Source organism: Paenibacillus taichungensis, from assembly GCF_003287275.1.
Classification (GTDB): domain Bacteria; phylum Bacillota; class Bacilli; order Paenibacillales; family Paenibacillaceae; genus Paenibacillus; species Paenibacillus taichungensis_A.
The window spans coordinates 389826-409437 of sequence record NZ_QEVW01000006.1 but is presented as its reverse complement, the minus strand read 5'-3'; the positions used below and the strand labels follow the sequence as shown (position 1 = coordinate 409437).

Here is a 19612-nt window from a genome sequence, read left to right as displayed (position 1 = left end):
AGGCACCCCACTTGGGGTGCCTTTTTTATTTTTAACCAGCATCCGTTTAGCATAGGGCTAAGTTTCATGAAGTGAATACTGAATTATAACCATTGTTATCAGAGATGTTTTGAAGAGAAAAGTGCTCGGTATAACCGTATAGGGTGTATGGTATATTAAAGGAAAGACGTGTTTTCCGCATCTTGCCAGATGCGCTGAACGGTAGTAATACATAGCAGCCGGCGCTTAGAAGCGTCGGCTTTCGTTTAAATTAAAGACAAGTGCGTTTTATAAAAGCTAGCTTATAAAAAGGAAAACTGAGAGGAGAATGACATATGAACGTATTAGTAATTGGAGCGAACGGACAAATCGGCAAATTCCTGGTGCAGCAACTGGCACGGGAAGGGAAACATCAGGTTACCGCGATGATTCGCAAACCGGAGCAGGCAGATGCACTGAAGCAGCTTGGTGCCAATGTCGTAATTGGCAATTTGGAAGGCAGTGTGGATGATCTGGCCGAGGCAATGAAAGATCACAATGCAATTGTATTTACAGCGGGTTCCGGTGGATCTACGGGTGAAGACAAAACATTGCTCATTGATCTCGATGGTGCAGTGAAAACAATGGAGGCGGCACAGCAGCACGGAATTACCAGATATATTTTGGTCAGTGCGTTTGGGGCAGATCAGCGGGAGAAATGGTCGGATGCCATTAAGCCTTATTACGTGGCGAAGCATTACGCCGATCGGGCGTTGTTCGCAAGTGATCTGAATTACACCATTATCCGTCCTGGTGGTTTGAAAAATGAGCCTGGCACCGGCAAAATCTCTGTAGGAACAGATCTGAAACCGGGAAGTATCCCACGTGAAGATGTGGCTCGTGTAATCGCTGCTTCCCTCCAGGAGGAGAAGACGTACCGAATGGCTTTTGATCTTATCGCTGGGGATGAATTGGTTGAGGATGCCTTAGGTAAATTGTAATTCATATTGTAATATAACGGGAGAATGGAATGACGGAATAAGGGGGAGCTCTGCATGAATGAAGCCGTGCTGGTGATCGAAGATGAGCCCAAAATTGCACGCCTGCTTGAACTGGAATTACAGTATGAGGGGTATCAGGTAGGCAAGGCAGGCAGCGGGACGGAAGGGTTGGAGATGTATGGGGACGGTCAATGGGATCTGATTCTACTGGATATTATGCTGCCGGGTCTGAGTGGCATTGAAGTGCTGCGGCGGATACGTGCCAAAGATGCAACGGTGCCCATTCTGATGCTCACAGCCAAAGACTCTGTGGAAGATAAAGTCTCGGGACTCGATCTCGGAGCCAACGATTACATTACCAAACCGTTTCGGATCGAAGAACTGCTTGCAAGAGTACGTGCTGCACTGCGCCTGAGTGCTGCATCGGCTTCTGCTCATTCTTCCACTTCGGTCCCACGGGACACGGCGCAATCATCGGAGCACACGGCGGAAAATGAGACAGGCTGGCTCACCGCAGGCGGATTGAAGCTGAATGAAGGAACCCGTGAGGTATTCAGGGATGGTCAATCGATTGAGCTTACCCCGCGTGAGTTCGATCTATTGGTGTATCTGCTGCAAAACCAGCGCCAGGTGCTGAGCCGGGATCAGATTGTTCAGGCCGTCTGGGGATACGATTATTATGGAGATACCAATGTGGTGGATGTGTATATCCGTTATGTTCGCAAAAAAGTCGATAACGGATTCACACCACCCTTAATACATACTGTTCGGGGTGTTGGTTACGTCCTGAAGGAGCAACTATGAGTCTGCGTAGCAAAATCTACGGATACTCGTCCGTATTATTCGCCGTGCTGCTAATTGCCGTCAACCTTTCGGTTTACATCGTGTTTGAACGAATGTCAATCGATAACGAGATCAAGCGGGTAGAAGCTGAGGCCGAGTCTATTGTAAAAGGAGTGCGCCAGTCTGCCGGCTCCATTCCGCCGGACGACTTGCTCCGGGCCTACGCGCCGCTGGACGGCATGCTGCGGATCGTCAATGAAGACGGCACCAGCTCCCCGCCTGTGACGACATCGGCAGAGGAGCAGCTGAGCAAGCTATCTTACAAATACGAAAGCGAAAAAAAATCTGAGTATACCCAAGTTGAGCAAATCGGTTATGTCTGGGTCTCTGTTCCCGTGATCTGGCCGGACGGAGAAGTGGTGAATCTACAAGTCACCGAGAGCATTGAAGATACCGAGAATCGCTTGTCTGTGCTTCGTACAGTTCTTGTTGCCGTAACTATCATCGCGCTGATTCCGGCCATTATCTCCAGCCGTATTCTGGCGAACCGGATGACACGGCCGATCCAGCAGATGACACGTACGATGAGTGATATCCAGTCGAGTGGCCAATTCAAGCGGCTTCCGCTCGACGAAAAATCCAAGGACGAGCTGAAAACGATGGGGCAGACGTTCAACCGTATGATGGATCTGCTCGAATCCAACTTCGAGCGGCAGGAGCGCTTTGTTTCTGATGCTTCTCATGAACTGAAAACGCCACTTACCATTATTGAAAGTTATGCCAGTCTGCTGCAACGAAGGGGCAAGGAACGACCGGAAGTATTCGACGAGGCGGTAGAAGCTATTCTGTCCGAATCCGTGCGCATGAGGGAGATGACCGAGCAGCTGCTATTGCTGGCGAAGCAGCCAGAGCAGTGGAATGTACAGCTGGAGCGGGTGGATATTACCCGGCTTGCGCTGGATTCCACACGTGCATTTCGCGAAGCCTATCATCGGGAAGTCCACTGCGACGATCCAGGCAAGATATGGGCGATTAGCGATGTGAGCAAGCTGAAGCAGCTACTTTTTATTTTGCTGGATAATGCTCGCAAGTATAGTGAGGATGCCATTGAAGTCCGGCTGGAGGCAAAGGAGCAGGAATGTCGGATACGTATTGTGGATAAGGGAATCGGCATGCGGGAAGAGGAATTGTCCAAGGTGTTTGACCGTTTCTATCGCGTAGATCAGGCCAGAACACGCAGCGGCGGAGCAAGCGGTTCGGGCTTGGGACTGTCCCTTGCGAAAGATATTGCCGAGGCCGTGGGGGCACGTATTGAACTGAGCAGCAACGAGGGCAGGGGAACCGAGGCTTTGATTATTTTGCCCACATCTGTACAGAACGGGTCACTCTCATGAAAATCTCATTCTTCTCTTATATACTGATACACACGGTACAATTTCGGATCATAAGAGAGTGCATAAGGGGGAACCATGATGGAAGAGCATGAGGGGCGTCCGGAAATGAAACGGGAACAACCACGCAAAGGATGGAAGAAGCCAAGGCGTTCATTTTGGTGGGGTGCGGGGCTCCTGGCTTTCCTTGTCGTTATAGCAGTCATGTGGTGGAAGCCGTGGCAATCAGATCGCGTGATGTTAACAGCGGATGCAGCGGCCCAATCGGTCTTGGATCAATATCCAGGAGAAATCGTGAATTCCACATTGAAAGACGGAACCTATATCATGCAGCTCCGCTCAGAAACCGGACTGTATGACGTACAAGTTGATGCGGTTACGGCGACCGTGAATTCCATTAAACGGCTGGAGTCCAATCCGCAAGCGGAGGAGAAGACGTTATGGAGCCGGGAACAGGTCAAGACGGAATTGCTGAAACAAACGGATGCCGAACTGGTGTCGCTCGAACTCGTCGAGCAGCAGGGGAGCCCGGTGTATCTGGCGGTATTCAAGATGAAGGACAAAGGCCGGGAGCAATGGACCATTGATCCTTATAACGGAGAGAAACAATCCTCCAAGACGCTGGAAGCATCTTCACCCGACCCTGACCCAACAAAAGGGGAAGGCACCAAGACTTCATTTCTGAGCGAGAAAGAAGCAGGGCAGAAGGCACTTGCTAAGGTTCCTGGTGAAGTGGATGATATCGAACTCCGTGGAACGAATAGTGGCAATCCGTATTATCTGGTTGAAATTGACCTGGATGACGGTCGTGAGGCCATTGTGCAGGTCAATGCCATTTCGGGCGCGATTCGTTCGGTCACTTGGGATGATGAAGAAGATTAAACGTATAGAAGCGATTCTGTGAGAATCTCACTCATTTTCTCATCAAATTCTAATCTGACTCTCGCTGAACTCTCATTCGTACAGGTTAATCTATAACTGTAGACGAGAACGAGAACAACAACGAGGAGATGAATGATGATGATGAACAAACATAAACTATGGATCGGTAGCTTGTCGGCAGCGGTGCTGCTCGGAGGATCAGCCGCTCTGGCTAGTGGGAGTGTCAACGGGCAATCGGTACAGCCTACGCAAACGTCCACTACACAATCAGTAACACAGACTCAGAACACAGGTACACTGCTGACGGTCGCACAGGCAAAAGAAGCAGCCTTGAAAGCAACTGATGGTAAAGTGGATGATGTGGATCTGGAGCGCAGAAACGGCCAAACGTTCTATGAAGTTGAAATCGACAAAAAAGGAAGCAATGACGTTGTCGTTCGTTTGGATGCCTACACAGGTAAAATCCTTGCAGTAGTCGATGATGAAGATTACGATGACGACGATGATTATAATGGCACTGTGGCAGGTACGTCTTCCAATCAAGCTGCTTCAAAACAGGTTAAACTGACGGAGGCACAAGCTTCGAACATTGCCCTGAAACAGGTGACAGGCGGAAAAGTAACCGAAATCGAACTGGATCATGATAACGGCCGTTATGTTTATGAAGTGGAACTGAGAACAGCAAACGGTGAAGCCGATGTTGACGTCGATGCCAATACAGGCAAAGTACTTTCGTTTGACCAGGATTTTGACGACGAAGATTAGAAATAAACGTTTATTTATAGGGATTTGGCTTGTGTATAACAGAGGACGCTTCGGATGAAGCGTCTTTTTGCTGTCCGTTCCATAAGTTCAGTGTGTAATCGTACATGTTCCGCCGCATTGTTCACTATTCGAGCAGAGTCATGGCGGATACAATCGTAATCAGGAGGTGAGTGCCGAGCCAGTCTGAGAAACGGGTAATCTATGAAATGCATCATCGATCGGAGGAAGAAGAGACGTATCGATTTTATGTAAGCGCTTTATAAATAAATTACGGAGGTGTAGTGTTTTATGAATGAGGGTTGGTTGAAAAAGAAAACAAATTCTCATCGTTTCACTCGTCGTCTATGTTATCTGCTTGCTCTAATCTTGGCGCTACAATCGCTAGGCATGCTGGTTGCTCCAGGACAACAGGCCTCCGCTGCTCCCCTCAGTGTGACCAACGGGGTACAGTTCAAGGATACGAATGGCAATGTCATTCATGCCCATGGGGGCGGGATGATCAAGGCTAACGGGTATTATTACTGGTTTGGGGAGAATCGCAATCCCAATGGAACGTTTAAGGCGGTTTCCGTATATCGTTCAGCAGATCTGAAAAACTGGGAGTATCGCAATGATGTGCTCACCAGCAACTCGGCTGCCGAGTTGAACATTTCCAATATCGAACGCCCGAAAGTGATCTATAACAGTGCAACAGGCAAGTATGTTCTTTGGATGCATAAGGAAAACGGGGTCGACTACGGTGAAGCCAGAGTTGCGGTAGCGACCTCAAGTACAGTGGATGGCAATTATTCGTATGTGGGCAGCTATCGGCCGCTTGGCTATGATTCGAGAGACATGACGGTTTACAACGACAACGGAACGGCTTATCTCATCTCGGCGACCAAAGTGAATGCCGACCTGAATATCTACAAGCTGACTCCAGACTTTCTGGGTGTGGAATCGCTGGTAACGACGCTGTGGCCAGGGCAATATCGTGAAGCACCTGCCATGTTCAAAAAGGGTGGCGTCTACTTCCTGATTACATCTGGGGCTACGGGCTGGAATCCCAATCAGGCCAAATATGCGACTGCTACCAGCATAACGGGCACATGGAGCGGCCTGAGCAACTTTGGAGATAGTACAACCTATGGTTCCCAATCCGCATACGTGCTTCCGGTGGAAGGCTCACAGACAACATCATATCTCTATATGGGTGACCGCTGGGCTGGCGCCTGGAGCGGGCCAGTGCAGGATTCCAAGTATGTGTGGTTACCGTTGTCTTTCCCTAGTGCAACCAGTCTGGCGATGAACTGGGCAAGCACGGTTACCATCGATGCAGCCACGGGTTCCGTCACCGGAGTGGATACCACTAACGTATGGGACCCGAATGCATCGTATCAGTTGATTAGTCGTAAAAGCAATAAATTGCTTAATGTCATCGGTGGTTCTGCGGATAATGGTGCCGATCTGGAGCAGCGGGCAGACAGTGGCACAACCAGTCAACAGTGGCAGATCACGGATGCAGGTGGTGGTTATGTCAAAATCATCAACCGATCCAGCGGCAAGCTGATTGGTGTGGAAAATGGCTCTACAGCAGATGGAGCTGTTATTGAACAGTGGAACGATGGCGGCTGGGCCAGTCAGCAATGGCAGTTGGTTAGTGTGGGCGGTGGTTATTATAAATTGAAAAACCGCAGCACAGGCAAGGTGCTTGATATTTCGGGACAATCCCTGGCAGATGGGGCAGCTGCAATTCAGTGGACAGATAATGGTGGTACGAATCAGCAATTCCAGATTGTTAAGGTTCAATAAGGATTATTGTTGGTCAGTTAATCATCATGAAAAATATTAAGCTATATACATTTTGGACCTTTGTTATGCATTTCTTTATGCAGAGCAAAGGTCTTTTAATTTTTCTTTATCCCTCTCTGTTAATCCAATCTGTGGTAAACTAGTAGAATTGTAGAAATAGTTGAGACAGGGGCTGGATAACGAAGTGAGTGAAAAACAAGTACTGTCAATTGAAGGCTTGCGTATGCGGTATAACGGGCGTTATGTGCTCAATGGGATTGATCTGGAAGTGAATCGGGGCGAGATGATCGGATACATTGGTCCGAACGGTGCGGGTAAAAGCACGACGGTCAAGATTTTGCTCGGACTAGTTGAGGGATATGTGGGTACGGTCCGCATCTTTGGCAAGGATATCGCGGATGGTGACGCGGAATATAAGCGCAGAATCGGTTATGTGCCGGAAGTCGCGGAGCTATACGAGCAATTAACCCCGGCAGAGTATCTGACCTTTATAGGAGAATTGTACGGGTTGTCCTATGAAGATGCCGATTATAAGGCGAAGCAGTTGATGGATTGTTTTGGACTGGAAAAATCATATCATTCCCGCATTGCTTCCTTCTCCAAAGGCATGCGTCAGAAAGTGCTGCTGATCTCCGCGCTGCTGCATGACCCGGATCTGTTGTTCCTGGATGAACCGCTCAGCGGTCTGGACGCCAACAGTGTAATGGTGGTAAAGGAGATTTTGACACAGCTGTCGGCCAAAGGCACGACGATATTCTATTCGTCACATATCATGGATGTGGTGGAGAAGATCAGCAGTCGAATCGTTCTGATTGCCGAAGGGCGTGTGATGGCGGATGGTACGTTCAGGCAGCTCCAGCAGCAATCCATGGAAGGCACACTAGAGGAAGTATTCAACCAACTGACGGGCTTCAATGAGCATCGGGCAATTGCCGAACGTTTTGTGTCCATCGTGCAGGAGGTGTACTGATATGGCGGAAACTTCTGACTTCCGCACGCTGAAGATTCTGGACCGTTTTCGGCCTATCATCGCCAAAACAGGGGCTGATTATGATGTACTGCGTTTGATTCTAAGAGTGAAGTTTCAGATGGATCAGCGCAGGGTGCCGACGGTATTGTCAGCGCGCAATGGCAATAAGGAGCAGAAAGAAGGCAATCTGTATCTGCGTTCCCTCTGGTTGTATGCACTGATGGGGCTGATTATGGTTCCTTTTGTTGTCTGGGATACGGGACACTTTATGCTCCAGATGGGACTAGTAACCGCCATGCTGATGTTTATGATCATGACATCCATGATTTCCGACTTTTCTTCGGTATTGCTTGATATTCGGGATCGTAACATCATCATGACCAAACCGATAAATGGACGCACTGTTGGTTTGGCTCGGGCCATTCACGCAGGGGTTTATTTGCTGCTTCTGACAGGCTCTCTGACGGCTGCGCCGCTGGTAGCCGGACTGGTTGCCCACGGGATCGGCTTTTTCCTGCTTTTTCTGGTGGAACTGGTGATGATTAATATGTTAATTCTGGTGACCACGTCCCTGATCTATCTATTCATGATGAGGTTTCTGGATGGCGAGAAGCTGAAGGACATGATCAATATGATGCAAATCCTGCTATCCATCGGGATTGCCGTAGGTTATCAGCTGGTCATACGTTCGTTCAGCATCATCGACTTTAATATGGTATTCACACCTGCCTGGTGGCAGTTACTGCTGCCTCCGGTGTGGTATGCAGCGGCATTTGAGCTGCTGTTCAGCGGCGGGGGAGATGCCTGGCTGTATACTTTCTCGGCGCTTGCTGTGATCGTTCCGCTGGTCAGTCTGTTGGTGTATGTGAAGCTGATGCCTTCCTTTGAATTGTATTTGGAGAAAATGGCATACGCAGGTCAGGCCTCTGGACGAAGACGTGGGGGTTGGGATCGCATCATGGCGAAGGTATTCTCTCGTTCGAGAGAAGAGCAGGCGTGCTTTCGTTTGTCTGCCAGTATGATGCGAAGTGAAAGAGAGTTCAAGCTGAAGGTATACCCGTCGATGGGTTTATCTTTTGTTTTGCCCTATGTATTCTGGTTCACGCAATTGCAGAGTTCTTCGTGGGCAGAATTCAGGGGAAGCTCCTTCTTTTATACGCTATATATTGTGCTCTTGCTGATTGTGTCTGTTGTGACCATGCTGAAGTATTCCGGGCAATACAAGGCGTTTTGGACCTTCCGGGCAGCCCCTCTGGCCAACGAGAATGTGCTATATAGTGGAGCGCTGAAGGCCTTCTTATGCAATATGTTTCTACCCGTATTTATATTGAACGCTATCATATTTGTGTGGACCTTTGGGTTAAGAATTCTTCCTGATCTGATCGTAATATTTTTGGTAGCAACTGCACTTATTCCGCTGTCTGGAAAGTGGTTGATGCGAAAACCACCGTTCTCCCAATCCTTTAGTGTGGCCGGGCAGAGTGACGGCTGGCTCGTCTTTGCCTTCTTTCCGCTCATGGCATTGTTATGGGGACTCCATGTATTCATCCGTACCATACCAGCAGGCATCTGGATCTATGTAGCGCTACTGATCGTGATTAATATGCTGTTCTGGACGATGCTGCATCGAGTGAAGCGGGCCTCTGTAACGGTTGAAGTTTAAGGTGGGCGGTAGCAGGTTGAGGTTGCCTGATGAAGTTTAGCAGATGCAATCCTGAAGAAAAATTGATTAAAGCCAATCCGTTTTCGATGACCCGGATTGGCTTTTTTGCGTTATTCTAATTCTTTATGTGATGCGCTGAATTTTAAAGATGGAGAAAATAAATGATATGGCGAACTGTAACGGTAATCTCGATTCTGGAGCATTTAAACGATCGGGACATTGAATTAGTGTGTTAAATCGGTATCGGTAGGTTAAGCATGGGGGTTTTCGCTTTGCAGGGCTGCTTCTGCCAGCTGGTCGGCTGCATCCGCCGTGGAGAGGGCAGATTGCTCTGCTATCGCATAGACCTTGGACAGCGTGCCCGCAATCCCCGCCACCTTTTGGCGGATCAGGTCGGGCCCTGCGCCCTCCAGCTCGTAGGCGGTGCTGATGATTCCGCCTGCGTTGAGCACATAGTCAGGCGCGTACAGGATGCCGCGCGCCTGCATGCCGCGAACAACCAGCTCCCGATGGCTGAGCTGGTTGTTCGCGGCCCCGGCAACGATGGAGCAGCGCAGCTCCTCCACCGTTGCCAGGGTCAATACGCCCCCTAGGGCACAGGGGGCGAACACCTTGCAGTCAGCGGCGTGAATATGGGCCGGATCGGCCGAAATGGCGCCGGTGAACTGCACAAGGGCACGTTGTACACGTTCCGGTACAACGTCTGCCACGATGAGCCGTGCCCCGGCTGCATGCAGGTAACGGCACAGGGCATACCCGACCTTGCCCAGTCCCTGGACGGCAACGGAAATGCCCTGCAGGGCGTCGATGCCTTGATGACGCAGCGATGTCCCGATGCCAGTGTATACACCGTAGGCGGTCATCTCGGCTGTGAAATCATCCTGTGCACCAAGCGATCCAGTCGTATCTGTCACATGTACCGTCTCCAGCCGGATTTGGTCCATATCTGCCGCCGTAGTGCCCAGATCCAGGCCCGTTACATAACGTCCGTTCAGTCGTTCCAGATAGCGGCCTAGTGAACGGAACGTTTCGGCACGCCGGAAAGCTAACGGGTTGTTTTTCGATGCTCTAACTAATCCCTTATCTAATCCGTCCGATGAACCCTTGCCTTTAATGGTGTTTGTATGGGGCCCGACTTCCTGTTTGTTTTTTCCGGGATTCAGATGGTTGTCTGGGCTGGCTACGCCCCGTTGGGTGGCCAGTTCTGCGGGCACATCCCATACCACAGCTTTGCCCCCGCCATATGGCAGGCCGGAGACTGCCGACTTGTAGGTCATGCCCTTCGCGAGTTTGATGGCATCCCGAATCGCTTCTTCCTCCGATGCATACGTCCAGCAGCGGCATCCCCCAAGTGCGGGACCCAGTACTGTACTATGGATGGCGATGACGGCTTTAAGCCCGCTGCGTGGATCATGGCAAAATATGAGTTCTTCCATGCCTTCCCGCTGCATCTCGTGCCACAACTGCATGACAGTTCCCCCTTTTGGTAGCCGTCGTTTCCCGAACCTGTTTGCCTGTACGCCTCAATCTACCTGCTGTTGGTTCAGCATATTCAGTCAAGCCGATTTTCGCCCCTGGGTCTCAGGCTGGGTTGATAATGCGCAGAAAGGGCTCTATAATGGCAGTTCCGGCAAGGAACTGCAGTCCGATTTACGTTCCACCGTTTAAAATGACCGCATAACGTCCAATGATGGAGATAGAGTAAATACAGAGAAGCGTAAATGACATGCAGAGGAAGCGGAAAGAAGGCGCGCAACAAACGGCCCATTCCGTTGTGAAAGTCAGGAAAGAGGGATTGCGATTGTTTAAAATATTGGTATTTATCTTTTTGATCCAAATTGTGTATGTATCTGCGTATACACTTCGGATGATTCTGACGCTCAAAGGACAGAAATATATTGCTGCGCTCATCAGTATGGGCGAAATTGTGATCTACGTACTCGGTCTGAATCTGGTACTCAAATATCTGACCCAGCCATCTGCGTTAATTGTATATGCCGTTGGTTATGGGCTGGGGGTATTGCTGGGTGCCTGGATCGAAGAGAAGATTGCCCTCGGTTACGTTACCGTTAAGGTTATTTGTAACCAGATGGGCGGGGATGTAGCGAATGCCTTGCGGGATAAAGGATACGGCGTTACTGCTTGGGTTGGTAGTGGACGAGATGGAGATCGGCTGGTTATGGAGATTCTGGCGAAACGAAAAAACCAGAAACTGCTGTATCAGACGATTCTGGAGCTTGATCCCAAAGCATTTGTCATCACCGTTGAGCCCAAACAGTTCCATGGCGGGTTCTGGACACGTTCCATCAAAAGATAAATTAGGAATATTCGAGATAATAGTGAGCCTCTACGGGGGCTTTTTTTCATGTCTATAAGTTGAAATGGGAATGCTCCCGGTTAAATCGGGTATTGTTTATCGGCTGATGTGAAGATCCCAAAACGATCTGAGATAAGGATTATTGTTGTAATCGCTTCCAACATTTACATTGAGGACAAGTCCTTCGTGACATGCGGGTGGCAGAGATGGACGGACGTAATCATTATCATTAGGGAGGAATGGTTTTATGAAAAGCAAAATTCGAACATGGTGCAGTGCCGCACTGGCTCTGGCGTTGGGCTTTACTCTATTGTCTGGACCGACAAGTGTACAGGCAGCAGGCAATGCAGATTACAATCTCACAGGTTTCTCCCAAGGGAATACGGGTGGAGGTACCATCAGCGAGTCGGATACGACCAAGTATAAGAAAGTATACAATGCAACGGATCTCGCTGCGGCGCTGAAAAAGAACTCTGGTGTCAAAGTCGTTGAGATTATGAACGACCTGAATTTGGGATGGAATGAAATTCCGAGCGCTGCTCAGACATCTCCTTTTGCCAAGCATAATGATGCGCTGACTCATCCTGTATTGAAACAGACGGGTGTCAGTAAGCTGACGATCGACAGCTTCAATGGCCTGACCATTTTCTCAGCAAATGGGGCCAAGATCAAGCATGGAGCCATCAGTGTCAAACGCAGCTCCAACGTCATCATCCGCAACCTCGAATTCGATGAGTTATGGGAATGGGATGAAGCGACCAAAGGCGACTATGACAAAAACGACTGGGATTACATCACTCTTGAAGAGAACAGCAACGTTTGGATTGATCACTGTACCTTTAATAAAGCCTATGACGGGCTTGTCGATTCGAAAAAAGGAACGAGCGGCGTGACCATTTCCTGGTCCCTCTTCAAAGGGGATGACGGCAGCTCGAACAGCTGGGTTACCCAGCAGATGAACGAGTTGGAAGCAAACAAGGCTTCCTATCCGATGTACAACTACCTGCGCAGCAGCGCGGTTGGGCTCAGCAAAGCAGATATCATTGCCATTTCATCTCCTCAGAAAAAAGGTCATCTGGTTGGTTCGACCAGCTTCGAATCGGCCAATGCCAATCTGTCCATGACCCTGCACCATAACTTGTACAAGGATATCCAGGATCGCATGCCGCGTCTGCGCGGAGGCAATGCGCATGCCTACAATATTGTGATGGATGCGACAGGGGCACGTGCGGCCAAATCCAGAATCACATCTGCGATGGCAACGGCGATTTCGTCCAAAGGATATCATTTTGATATCATCGGCAACGGAGCTATTTCCACTGAAGATGGTGCAGTGCTGGTCGAAAAATCGGTGATCAAAGACGTACTGTTCCCAGTCCGCAATAACCAGACGGACCCGGCCGATGCAACGTATACCGGTAAAATTAAGGTGACTGACACGATGTATTCTCTGGATGGAAGCTCATTTCGTGGAAACAGTGATACATCGGGCAGTCCGCTCAGCCCGGTTCCGGCTGCGGTAAAAGCGTTCTCCTGGAACGGATTCTCGTCACTTCCTTACAGCTACACTACTGATGATCCAGCGACGCTGAATGCACGTCTCACCGGTTCAAGCGGAGCAGGTGCAGGCAAGTTAACCTGGTCCAAAGACAACTGGCTGAAAACGAGTTACTAGGTTGTAACAGGAGTTAGGTATTTTGAATCGAGTGGAGAATGGCCGTAATCTACAGTGGTTCCTGACCATTTCCTCTTTTTTTCATAAGCAAAGAGTGCTCCTGCAGCCGTAGTGGCCGGGAGCACTCTTTTTGTGGAACAGGGAGTCTTCGTTCCTTATTAGTTAGATTCGTCATCCGAAAGGGCAGGTGCAGCACTCACCGAATCACGATAAATGATATTGCCCTTCACGTGTACACGGCCGAAGCTGCGACTCGGGTTATCAATCTTTTTGAGCATGGAATGAACCGCAGTACGCGCCATCTGTTCCACATCGACCTCAACCGTAGTTAACTTGGGATCGGAGAGTGTGGCATAGATATCATTATCGAACCCAACCACAGAGCATTGTGCAGGCACCTGAATACCCAGTGAAGTCAGTTTCTGAACGAGCAGATGGGCCACCTGATCACAGTTGCATACAAAAGCCGTAGGCAGCTGAGCTGGCAAATCAATTTCAATAAACGTACCTCGCTCATCGCGGTCATTAAGCACGAGATCCGGATTCATCGGTAACCGATGTTCCAGCAATGATTTGTAATAACCGAGGAATCGGTCCTGAATGCTGCTTGTAGAATAGAGATTCCCCACATAAGCGATGCGGCGGTGTCCCTGTTGAACCAGAACGTTTGTCAGCTCATAAGCAGCGTAGAAGTTGTCGGTAACGACAGAGTCGATATCAGAATGCTCATCGTAGAAATCGAGAAACATTTTGGGAACGTCCATCGACTGGACGAGCTCGATATATTCCTTGCTGACTTGTCCAAGCACAATGAAACCATCCACTTTGTTGTCACTATAGAGCTTTGGCAGGATTAATTCCTCTTCGTCCTCCACATTCAGAATATGCAGAATGCCGTAGTACCCCTGATCCTCCAGATGTTTGGTGATGCGCTGGAATACACGTACATAGAACGATTGTGTAGGTCCGGTAAAGCGCTCCGGTATAATAACACCAATATTATGAGTTAAGCCTTCCTTCATGGAACGAGCCGCGGCGTTATACCGATAGCCCATCTGAACGGCAAGCACTTTAATTTTTTCCTTCAATTCGCCACTGACGCCATCTTTATCATTTAATGCTTTCGAGACCGTCACACTGCTAACTCCGAGCTTGTCGGCGATATCCCGCATGGTGATATTGTTCTTCAGCTTTGGTCGCCTCCTTCAAGCCGGTTTACGTACAATGTGCTGTCATTATGGTTAGCGCTTCCTTCAAACATAACAACAATCCATATTAGTATACATCGTTACCCACATGGAATAAAGAAATTCTGATTGGCACTGCGCTAATTTTTCAGCATGCTGCATTTTCCGTTGAAGGCTGCTCTTCCGGTTTTAAGACAATTGCTTTTGGAGAAGCTTCTCATTCCGCTCGATCAGGTCACCGCGCTGGCTGGCACAATCCAGAGAACGGTAAGGATCAGCAGGAGTATTGAATGTGTAATCGACCAGTTTTTCCAGCGTTGTTGTGGCCACATGACAGCGGGTATCGCTGGATGCGTAATAAATGAAGACCTCACCCTGTTCGTTGACCACTGCACCGTTGCAGAAAATAACATTGGACACATCGCCTACACGCTCGTCGTCATAAGGAGCAATGAAATGCCCGCCCGGCTTGGCGATGATGCGTGCCGGATCATTTAGATCCGTAGCGAACGTGTACAGTACATATCGAAGACCCGCTGCCGTGTTGCGAACCCCGTGGGCAAGGTGAATCCAGCCGCGATCCGTTTTGATCGGAGCAGGGCCCTGGCCGTTTTTCACTTCATATACGGTATGGTATTTTCGTTCATCGATGATCGTCTCTTCCTCAATCACAGGATTCAGAATGTCATCGCACAGACCGAAGGCAATCCCGCCACCGCTGCCTGTGGAGATGAATCCGTCTTGCGGCCGTGTATAGAACGCATATTTACCCTCTACAAATTCGGGGTGCAATACAACATTTCGCTGTTGAGGGGAGTTGGTGGTGATGTTGGGTAGACGCTCCCAGCTGACCAGATCGCGTGTCCGGACAAGTCCGGCCTGGGCTACGGCACTGGATGTATCGAATGCCGGAGCTTCGGGGTCTTTGCGCTCTGAGCAGTAGATACCATAAATCCAGCCATCTTCATGCTGAACCAATCGCATATCATACTGGTTGGTCTCTTCCGCATCAATATCTTCCCACACTAAAGGTTTGCCTGTGAAACGAAATCCGTCGATGCCGTTATCACTCTCAGCTAGGGCGAAGATGGATTTGCGGTCTAATCCTTCGGTACGGATGACCATCACGTATTTGCCATTGAAATAGATGGCTCCCGGATTAAGCGTAGCGTTAATGCCCAGACGTTCCATGAAGTGGGGATTTGTCGTTTCGTCCACATCAAATCTCCAGTGCAGCGGTACATGATGGCGTGTGATTACCGGATAACGGTACCGATCATATACGCCGTTGTAGAATGAAGGATCAATTTCATTTTGGCGTGTAAGCAGCTGTTCTTGTTGCTCCAACAATTCATTGTATTTGGGGTGTATCATCACTATCCCATCCTCTCAATCAGTTCAATACAAAACCTGCTATTGTGATACGGGCATTTCCACGGCCCGGCGATTTCACTTTGATCCGGTGTGCCGTTCCCGTCTACCGACCAGTACCATTCCCCGCCAGCACGGTGATCGAAAATATGTTCCTTCGTATATGTCCACAAGCGTTCTACTCTCTCCAAAAACAAACGGTCACCTGTACGCTCATAGGCGTTGTAGAAGCCGACCATCGCCTCGGCCTGAACCCACCATATCCGCTTTTCATCCACGTGGTCCCCCTCTTGTTCATTCATTAGAGAGCCATCGGCCTGTACAGCAGCATTGGAAATGTTATAGGCGATGTCCGTAACCATCGCGGAATACTCCGGGTGTTGGTCCAAGCCCAGCACTTTCAACGTTTCGTCGATCAGCCAGCTGGCTTCAATGTCATGCCCGAATGAGCGCAGATCAATGATGGATTGCCAATCCTTGTTGAAAAATACCCCAAGAAACTTCGTGACCTTGTCATACACCCGTTCATATAAGATGCCTAGCAGGCGTTCCAGCGCCGTCTTCACCTGCTGATCTGGCCACACTCGGTAGAGCGTGGTGTAGGCCTCCAACACGTGAATATGCGTATTCATCGTGTAATCCGCAATCACACCATTCTCGCTCAGCATTTCATTGGGCTGTTCATTCCAAAAGCGATCAAATTGTTCCTTATATGCAGGTAGTTCGGCATTCAACCCTCGATTCTCAATGAGAGAAAAAAGCGTTTTCGCAAGTTCCAAAGCAGATGCATCCCCGGTGGCACGATAGTACTCACTGAGTGAGTAAACGCCGAAGGATTGCGTATAAACATGCTTGCTTGTGTCCAGCGGTTCTCCATTGGCATGGACCATCCAATACATGCCGCCGTATTCCGTATCCATCACATGATCGACAAGGAAACGGTAAGCATGTTCAGCGTGATCACGCCAGATTTCATTTCCGGTTACCCTGTAGGCTGCTGCAAAAGACCATAATTGTCTTGCTGTGGCGATTCCGCCCTTGGGAGCGAGTGGATCAACCTGAAGGTCATTGCCGACCCAACCGTAGAATCCGCCGTTGTTATGATCTTTGAGGGCAGACCAGAATGGCAAAATATGACCTTCCCAGTGTTCTTTTATTTCATTTCTGATGTCATTGATGTGAGTCATAAGTGAGCGCTCCTTCAAAGTACAGGGTGCAAATAAATTAAGTTAACGTTAACCTTATTAAGTAATTTTAGTATTGGATAAAAGCATTGTCAACGCGTCCCGGAATAAAAACCTTTTGTTAAGTAAGAAATAATTTAATTGACAGGTAAGCGTTACCATAATAAAATTCATTTTGTAACCTTAACGATAACTTAAATTAACTTAAGAAAGGGGTCGAATCAATTGAATAAAAACAAAGGTTGGATGTTGCTGCTCACCATGCTGCTCATCACTTCTCTGCTCGCAGCATGCTCTTCTGGAGGTGGCTCATCACAGGCAGGAGAGGAAATCAGCACAGATCCTGCAGATATCAAGGGTGAGATTACCGTCCTTACACAACGTACAGATATTGTTGATACCGTATTCAAAGACTATGCTGCGGAGTTCAATAAGGAATACCCGGATGTCAAAGTAAACTTCCAGGCACTGGCCGACTATGAAGGACAAGTGAAGATTCGTATGAGTACCAAAGATTACGGTGATGTGCTAATGATCCCCACCAGCGTACCGATTGCGGACATTCCGGACTTTTTCGAACCGCTGGGCACGTACGATGAGTTGAAAGATAAGTACACAGCCATTGAAGAGCGTATGGTTGACGGCCAGGTATATGGTATTCCAACCGTTATCACGTTCTCCGGTATCATTTATAACAAACAAGTGTTCAAGGAGGCTGGCATTGCGGAAGTTCCCAAAACGCCTGAGCAATTCCAGGCTGCACTCCAACTGGTGAAAGACAATACAGACGCGATTCCACTGTACACCAACTATGCCTCCGGCTGGGCTTTGACACAATGGGAAGCAGATCTGCCGACGGTTGCAGGCAGTGTGGACTACGTAAACATTGATCAACCGAACACGGATGAAAACTTTGTGGCGGGCAAGCCGCACTATGAATTGTACAAAGTACTTTATGATGCAGCCAAGAATGGCCTGATTGAGAAAGACCCGACCACAACCGACTGGGAAAGCTCCAAGGCTGATCTGGCGAATGGGAAAATTGCAACGATGGCGCTTGGATCATGGGCGATTACCCAAATTCAAGGCTTGACCGATACACCAGATAATATTGGATTCTTGCCATTCCCTACGAATGCAAGTGACGTGGTTGTTCCGCTCGCAGCAGACTATAACATCGGCATGAACGTGAACAGTGAGAACAAACCTGCTGCCAAAGCCTGGATCGATTGGTTCCTCGCGAAATCAAACTATGCGGTTGAACAAGGCGGAGGCATGAGCGCAGACAAAAATGCGGAATTGCCACCGATTTTGGATCAATACAAAGACGTAACATTCTCCACACTGACTCCTGCCAAAGAAGGACAGGAAGGTCTGGTTGACAAAATCGACAACGAAGGCGAGATTGGCCTCTGGCAGCCTGACTTCAAGAAACGCATTATCGAAGCTGCCATCGGTAACCGCAGCGAATCGTATGACGACATCATGAAGGACCTGAATGACAAATGGGTGAAAGCGCGGGCAGAACTCGCGAAATAAACAAATTCCCGGGCTACATCGATTTGTAAAGACCTGTGCCCAACCACCGCTGCCATGCAGCGAGGCAGATTGCTTTTGCTGAGGCTAAGGAAAGAGGGGGGTATATTCCCTTGCGGCATTTTGCATCTGGATGCAGCATATCGGATGTGAAATGCCACCTTCGGTGGTTAAGTACTCAGGCATTTGTTATTTGGACGGGAGTCTTTCGATATAAAAGCGGCAGACCCGCTTGGAGGTGTGGAGAGCATGAAATACTTGAAGATTTCGAATTGGGGCTACTCAGCGCAACGCATATTTATCATCTGTGCCTTCTCGATCATTCCGCTGGCACTACTGTTCACGTTTGCTTATTTACCTGTCATTAACATGTTCAAATACAGCTTCACCGATTGGAACGGATACAGCAAAAGGTTCGACTATGTGGGGTTTGAAAACTACACGCGGATATTCAGCGACCCTGAGTATTTTAAAGTGTTTATTGTCAGTCTGTATTATTTTGTGGCTACCTTCGTACAAATGGGCCTGGCCCTCTACTTTGCCACGATTCTGAGCTTCATATTCCGCGGAAAAAACTTTTTTAAAGGCATATTGTTCTTCCCCTATCTGCTGAATGGCGTAGCCATCGGATTTATCTTCCTCTTTTTCTTCAAACCGGACGGGACCCTCGATACACTCATGCAGGCAGTAGGGCTTGGACAGTACACCCAGCTCTGGCTTGGAAATCCGAACATTATTAACGTGTCGCTCGCAGGCGCATCGGTATGGAGATATATGGGCTTTAACTTCATTATCTTCCTGGGTGCAATCTCATCCATTCAAAAAGATGTCTATGAAGCGTCGGATATTGACGGGGCCAATCGCTGGCAGCAGTTCCGCCATATTATCCTGCCGAGTATTACACGCATTCTGCAGCTCAACCTGATTTTGGCGATTAGCGGCGCAATTAGTGCGTTCGATATTCCATACATTATGACCGATGGTTCCAACGGCAGTGAGACGTTTGTTATTCAGACCGTTCACTTGGCATTTAAGTACGGCAAGTTGGGCTTGGCATCAGCGATGGCTGTTGTGCTGCTGTTTATTGTCATTCTTGTTACGCTGGTTCAGCGTGTCACCATGAAAGGGGAGGAATGAA

General features: G+C 48.9%; 16 protein-coding genes. 12 read left to right on the top strand and 4 right to left on the bottom strand.

Annotated features, from left to right (window positions below):
- The first annotated feature begins 314 nt into the window (after positions 1-314).
- From DC345_RS11015 to DC345_RS10980, 8 genes are all read left to right on the top strand, one after another.
- A complete protein-coding gene (locus DC345_RS11015; RefSeq protein WP_113053122.1) occupies positions 315-959 on the top strand; it encodes an SDR family oxidoreductase in 645 nt (214 codons plus the stop codon).
- Positions 960-1013: 54 nt separating this feature from the next.
- Entirely contained in the window at positions 1014-1763 is a 750-nt protein-coding gene (locus tag DC345_RS11010; protein WP_113053121.1) for a response regulator transcription factor, read from the top strand.
- A complete protein-coding gene (locus DC345_RS11005) occupies positions 1760-3136 on the top strand; it encodes a sensor histidine kinase (RefSeq protein ID WP_113053120.1) in 1377 nt (458 codons plus the stop codon). Before DC345_RS11010 ends, DC345_RS11005 begins: the two co-directional genes overlap by 4 nt.
- 78 nt (positions 3137-3214) lie before the next feature.
- The gene (locus DC345_RS32130; protein WP_258530616.1) at positions 3215-4015 is read left to right on the top strand and encodes a PepSY domain-containing protein; all 801 of its coding nucleotides are present in this window, start codon (positions 3215-3217) and stop codon (positions 4013-4015) included.
- A gap of 138 nt (positions 4016-4153) precedes the next feature.
- A complete protein-coding gene (locus DC345_RS10995; RefSeq protein ID WP_180287185.1) occupies positions 4154-4780 on the top strand; it encodes a PepSY domain-containing protein in 627 nt (208 codons plus the stop codon).
- 288 nt (positions 4781-5068) lie between these two features.
- A complete protein-coding gene (locus tag DC345_RS10990) occupies positions 5069-6571 on the top strand; it encodes an RICIN domain-containing protein (RefSeq protein WP_113053119.1) in 1503 nt (500 codons plus the stop codon).
- Positions 6572-6755: 184 nt separating this feature from the next.
- Entirely contained in the window at positions 6756-7541 is a 786-nt protein-coding gene (locus tag DC345_RS10985; RefSeq protein ID WP_113053118.1) for an ABC transporter ATP-binding protein, read from the top strand.
- 1 nt (position 7542) lies between these two features.
- Positions 7543-9204, top strand: a complete 1662-nt coding sequence (locus DC345_RS10980; protein WP_113053117.1) for a hypothetical protein — start codon at positions 7543-7545, stop codon at positions 9202-9204.
- A gap of 251 nt (positions 9205-9455) precedes the next feature.
- Here DC345_RS10980 and DC345_RS10975 read toward each other — a convergent pair whose 3' ends face one another.
- A complete protein-coding gene (locus tag DC345_RS10975; RefSeq protein ID WP_113053116.1) occupies positions 9456-10673 on the bottom strand; it encodes a Leu/Phe/Val dehydrogenase in 1218 nt (405 codons plus the stop codon).
- Positions 10674-11005: 332 nt separating this feature from the next.
- Here DC345_RS10975 and DC345_RS10970 point away from each other — a divergent pair, with 332 nt between their 5' ends.
- Together DC345_RS10970 and DC345_RS10965 are read left to right on the top strand one after the other, a co-directional pair.
- Complete coding sequence (locus DC345_RS10970; protein ID WP_053782622.1) at positions 11006-11521, top strand: DUF2179 domain-containing protein; 516 nt, start codon at positions 11006-11008, stop codon at positions 11519-11521.
- Positions 11522-11768: 247 nt separating this feature from the next.
- Complete coding sequence (locus DC345_RS10965; RefSeq protein ID WP_113053115.1) at positions 11769-13196, top strand: pectate lyase family protein; 1428 nt, start codon at positions 11769-11771, stop codon at positions 13194-13196.
- A gap of 158 nt (positions 13197-13354) precedes the next feature.
- Here the strand turns inward: DC345_RS10965 and DC345_RS10960 are convergent, their stop codons facing one another.
- The 3 genes from DC345_RS10960 to DC345_RS10950 form a co-directional block, all read right to left on the bottom strand.
- The gene (locus tag DC345_RS10960; RefSeq protein WP_113053114.1) at positions 13355-14368 is read right to left on the bottom strand and encodes a substrate-binding domain-containing protein; all 1014 of its coding nucleotides are present in this window, start codon (positions 14366-14368) and stop codon (positions 13355-13357) included.
- Positions 14369-14572: 204 nt separating this feature from the next.
- A complete protein-coding gene (locus DC345_RS10955; protein WP_113053113.1) occupies positions 14573-15757 on the bottom strand; it encodes a glycoside hydrolase family 130 protein in 1185 nt (394 codons plus the stop codon).
- A 2-nt stretch (positions 15758-15759) separates the two neighbouring features.
- A complete protein-coding gene (locus DC345_RS10950; RefSeq protein WP_113053353.1) occupies positions 15760-16932 on the bottom strand; it encodes an AGE family epimerase/isomerase in 1173 nt (390 codons plus the stop codon).
- A 231-nt stretch (positions 16933-17163) separates the two neighbouring features.
- On the opposite strand from DC345_RS10950, the gene DC345_RS10945 reads away from it, so the two are divergent.
- Both DC345_RS10945 and DC345_RS10940 read left to right on the top strand, forming a co-directional pair.
- Positions 17164-18477, top strand: coding sequence for an ABC transporter substrate-binding protein (locus DC345_RS10945; RefSeq protein WP_113053112.1), 1314 nt, complete (start codon positions 17164-17166; stop codon positions 18475-18477).
- A gap of 246 nt (positions 18478-18723) precedes the next feature.
- Positions 18724-19611, top strand: a complete 888-nt coding sequence (locus tag DC345_RS10940; RefSeq protein WP_113053111.1) for a carbohydrate ABC transporter permease — start codon at positions 18724-18726, stop codon at positions 19609-19611.
- The last annotated feature ends 1 nt before the right edge of the window (position 19612 follow it).

Excerpts from the sequence above, each read along its gene's own strand:
- DC345_RS11010 (WP_113053121.1), top strand. The coding sequence starts at position 1,014 with ATGAATGAAGCCGTGCTGGTGATCGAAGATGAGCCCAAAATTGCACGC.
- DC345_RS11015 (WP_113053122.1), top strand. The coding sequence starts at position 315 with ATGAACGTATTAGTAATTGGAGCGAACGGACAAATCGGCAAATTCCTG.
- DC345_RS10940 (WP_113053111.1), top strand. The coding sequence starts at position 18,724 with ATGAAATACTTGAAGATTTCGAATTGGGGCTACTCAGCGCAACGCATA.
- DC345_RS10995 (WP_180287185.1), top strand. The coding sequence starts at position 4,154 with ATGATGAACAAACATAAACTATGGATCGGTAGCTTGTCGGCAGCGGTG.
- DC345_RS10955 (WP_113053113.1), bottom strand. The coding sequence starts at position 15,757 with ATGATACACCCCAAATACAATGAATTGTTGGAGCAACAAGAACAGCTG.
- DC345_RS10975 (WP_113053116.1), bottom strand. The coding sequence starts at position 10,673 with ATGCAGTTGTGGCACGAGATGCAGCGGGAAGGCATGGAAGAACTCATA.
- DC345_RS10965 (WP_113053115.1), top strand. The coding sequence starts at position 11,769 with ATGAAAAGCAAAATTCGAACATGGTGCAGTGCCGCACTGGCTCTGGCG.
- DC345_RS11005 (WP_113053120.1), top strand. The coding sequence starts at position 1,760 with ATGAGTCTGCGTAGCAAAATCTACGGATACTCGTCCGTATTATTCGCC.
- DC345_RS32130 (WP_258530616.1), top strand. The coding sequence starts at position 3,215 with ATGGAAGAGCATGAGGGGCGTCCGGAAATGAAACGGGAACAACCACGC.
- DC345_RS10980 (WP_113053117.1), top strand. The coding sequence starts at position 7,543 with ATGGCGGAAACTTCTGACTTCCGCACGCTGAAGATTCTGGACCGTTTT.
- DC345_RS10990 (WP_113053119.1), top strand. The coding sequence starts at position 5,069 with ATGAATGAGGGTTGGTTGAAAAAGAAAACAAATTCTCATCGTTTCACT.
- DC345_RS10960 (WP_113053114.1), bottom strand. The coding sequence starts at position 14,368 with ATGCGGGATATCGCCGACAAGCTCGGAGTTAGCAGTGTGACGGTCTCG.